This is a genomic window from Pseudomonas sp. K5002 (genome assembly GCF_013386655.1).
GTDB lineage: Bacteria > Pseudomonadota > Gammaproteobacteria > Pseudomonadales > Pseudomonadaceae > Aquipseudomonas.
The window spans coordinates 1-2,520 of sequence record NZ_JACARK010001028.1; the positions used below are offsets into that span (position 1 = coordinate 1).

Genomic DNA, 2,520 nt, shown 5'->3' on the forward strand with positions numbered 1-2,520 from the left:
GGCCATGCATCAGTGCGTTGGCCACGCCCACGCCGATGATCGAGCCGATCAAGGTGTGGGACGACGACGCCGGCAGCCCCAGCCACCAGGTGCCGAGGTTCCACAGGATCGCGGCGATCAACAGCGCGAAGATCATCGCAAAGCCGGCGGAGGAGCCGACCTGCAAAATCAGCTCTACCGGCAGCAGGGCGATGATGCCGAACGCCACCGCGCCGCTGGATAGCAGCACGCCGAGGAAGTTGAAAAAGCCCGACCACACCACCGCGAAATGCGGTGGCAATGAGTTGGTGTAAATCACCGTGGCCACCGCGTTGGCGGTGTCGTGGAAGCCGTTGACGAACTCGAAGCCCAGGGCGATCAACAGCGCCACGCCCAGCAGCAGGAACGGCGTCCAGGTGGTGACCACCGTGCCCAGCTCGTGCATGTCGTGCATCAGGCTGTAGGCGGTGAACAACAGGCCCATGGCGAGTACGGCGAAGAAAATGATCACCGTCACCAGGCCGGGTTTTTTGTCCAGGCGCGGTTTGGGATCGTTGGTGACGGAGGCGGTGGAGGCGGTCAGCGAAGGGGTTGCCATGCCGGAACATCCAGTGTTGAGGGAGGATATCCGTCATGATCGTTGCAGAATGTTACAGAGATGCTGCGGTAAATCAGTGTTTAGGGAATTGAAGTTGCCGCCGGTCTATAAAACACCGCCGATAAAATGTGGGAGCTGGCTTGCCTGCGATAGCGGTGTATCAGTCACCACCGCTATCGCAGGCAAGCCAGCTCCCACATTGATCGCATTTCAAATTCAATAATCCTTGCGCTTGCGAAACGCCCAGCGCCCGGCAATCAGGGTAAACGTTGCCACCAGCGCCACCAGAATCCAGAAGCCTTCCGGGTCTGTGGAGAGCGGCACGCCACCAACGTTCATGCCAAAAAAACCGGCAATGATGTTGATCGGCAACGCCAGCACCGTGACCACGGTCAGGGTGAACAACGTGCGGTTGCTCTGTTCGTTGAGGTTGGCGGCGATCTCTTCCTGCAGCAGCTTGATGCGCTCACCCAACGCCATCAGGTCGTTGATGATCAGCGCAAACTCCTCGGTGGATTTGCGCAGCTCTTTCACGTCTTCCTTCTGCAACCATTGTGGCGGGCGGTTGAGCAGCCGCAGCAACGAGCCCGGCTCCAGGGCCAGCAGCCGTTGCAGGCGCACCAGCACCCGGCGCGCGGCACCCAGTTCGGCGCGGTTGGTGGACAGGCGTGACGACAGCAACTGGTCCTCGATCTGGTCGACGCTGAGGCTGGTCTTGCGCACGATCTGTGTCAGCACCTCGCCCTGGTCCCGCAGCAAATGCACCAGCAGTTCCAGCGGCGAGCGAAAGTGTTCACCGGCCTTAACCGACGAGCGCAGCTTGTCCACCGAATGCAGCGGTTGCAGGCGCGCGCTGATCAACAGCCGACTGCGGGCGCACACCCATAAGGTGGAAATGTCTGAAGACACCATGCTGCTGAAGTTGAACACCACGTCGTTGACCACCGCCAGCAAGGCCGAGTCCACGTGTTCGATGCGGGTGGAGCGTGAGCCTTCGTGCAAGGCTTCGAAGAATTCTTCCGGCAGGTTCAGGTGCGCCTGCATCCAGCGCTCGCACGCGGCGTGGGCCAGGTTCAAATGCAGCCAGAGGAATTCGTCGGGGTCACCGGGCTGCTGCAAGGCCGCAAGGGCAGTGGCTGAATCAATCTGTTCGCCCTTTTCACCGGGGCGGAAACGAAAACCGTAGAGCAAGCCAAACAGGTCTGAGTCCTGGTGGCTGTGGTCGATGCTGTGGTTCATGGAGGCTCGCAGGGAAAGTGCCTGTAGGAAATTTCACAGGTTCACCTGAGCGCATCATGGCAACAGGATTTGACGGTTTTGTGACGGTTTGAGGTGGCCGTCAATCGCCCGCGGGCAAACTGAAGCTGAACACCGTGCCGTCCTGCTCGCTGGAAGACACTTCCAGCCGCCCGCCATGGGCGTCGGCAATCTGTTTGACGATGTACAAACCCAGGCCCAGCCCGGCCTGGGGCAAGGCGCCCGTCGGTCGGGAGTAGGGCTGGAACAGCAGCGGCATGGCTTGCTCACTGATCAGCCCAAGGTTTTTCACCGTTAACTCAAACGTGCCGGCGTTGACCTGCGCACTGACCTCAACCGGCCCTTCGGGACTGCCGTGGCTGATGGCGTTGGCCACCAGGTTGGAGAGCAGTTGCGCCAGCCGCTCGCGGTCGCCTTTCACACCCTTGAGATTGCCGATGCGGGCGTGAATCAGCCGCTTTGGATGGACGTGCTGCACCTCTTCCACCACATGCTGCAAAGTGTCTTCAAGCCCAGTGCATTCACTGATGTCGACCGGGATGCCGCTGCCCATTCGCCCGCGGGCAAAGTCCAGTACGTCCTCCACCAGTTGCGAGGCGCGGCGGCCGCTGGCCAGCATGTGCCGCACCAGCGTGTCGGTGGCCGGGTCCGGGTGTTTGCGCAGCAGCCGTTCGGCGCCGACGTTG

The 2,520-nt window shown here is 61.2% G+C and carries 3 protein-coding genes; all 3 read right to left on the bottom strand.

The window, feature by feature from the left end; all coding sequences use genetic code 11:
- Positions 1 to 577 (bottom strand): inorganic phosphate transporter (locus HX846_RS32765; protein WP_178967005.1); only part of this gene is annotated, 577 nt, incomplete at its 3' end.
- A 216-nt stretch (positions 578 to 793) separates the two neighbouring features.
- Positions 794 to 1,816 (bottom strand): transporter, encoded by a 1,023-nt coding sequence (locus HX846_RS32770; RefSeq protein WP_003211449.1) that lies wholly within the window; start codon positions 1,814 to 1,816, stop codon positions 794 to 796.
- A 100-nt stretch (positions 1,817 to 1,916) separates the two neighbouring features.
- On the bottom strand, positions 1,917 to 2,520 hold a 604-nt coding region (locus tag HX846_RS32775; RefSeq protein ID WP_178967006.1), incomplete at its 5' end, for a sensor histidine kinase KdpD.

Coding starts and splice junctions, on each gene's coding strand:
- HX846_RS32770 (WP_003211449.1), bottom strand. CDS start 1,816: ATGAACCACAGCATCGACCACAGCCACCAGGACTCAGACCTGTTTGGC.